This window comes from Pseudoalteromonas sp. S4492, assembly GCF_005886115.1.
Classification (GTDB): Bacteria; Pseudomonadota; Gammaproteobacteria; order Enterobacterales; family Alteromonadaceae; genus Pseudoalteromonas; species Pseudoalteromonas gelatinilytica.
The window spans coordinates 1-569 of the sequence record NZ_PNCP01000112.1; the positions used below are offsets into that span (position 1 = coordinate 1).

Genomic DNA, 569 nt, shown 5'->3' on the forward strand with positions numbered 1-569 from the left:
ACACGACCCAATATCGAACGAAAACAAAATGTTTTCAGGTATTTCTTTTTTACATCAACTAAAGACTAAACTGCATTGGTTATTATAATTTAGAAGGAAAAATGTAGCTTGACCTCTTTGGATAGATAAAAGCTACTTACCATTATTCTTTATTTTTAAAGCTTAAATCATTATGACAAAAAGCATCTATTAAACCATCACTATCCGCTTTATTTATTTTTGCTTCTTTAGGGAGCTCTATATACAAATAATCATAGTTGTATTTACCTTCATCAGTCATTCGATTTAGTTTATATCCAATCATAAATTTATCACCTCCACTGTAATCTAACACTGATATGTTACAATGAGTTGTGTAGTTAATCGAAAATACTAATGAAGCTTTAGCATCTTCGAATTCATCATAGCTCCCAAATAGAGGCACTGAGAAACTATCTATCACTCCAGTGTATTCATCAAAAGCTTTTTGTTTATCTAAAAATGAATCTACTTCAGAATTGGCTTGAGTGGTGTGGGGTTGGGGGGTTGGGGGTTGTGGGGGGGGGTGTGGGGGGGGGGGGGGGGGGGGG

1 pseudogene is annotated in these 569 nt (G+C 35.7%); it reads right to left on the minus strand.

The features are described from left to right. Positions 1–142: 142 nt before the first annotated feature. Positions 143–569, minus strand: a pseudogene (locus tag CWC28_RS22005) (hypothetical protein); the annotation flags it as partial.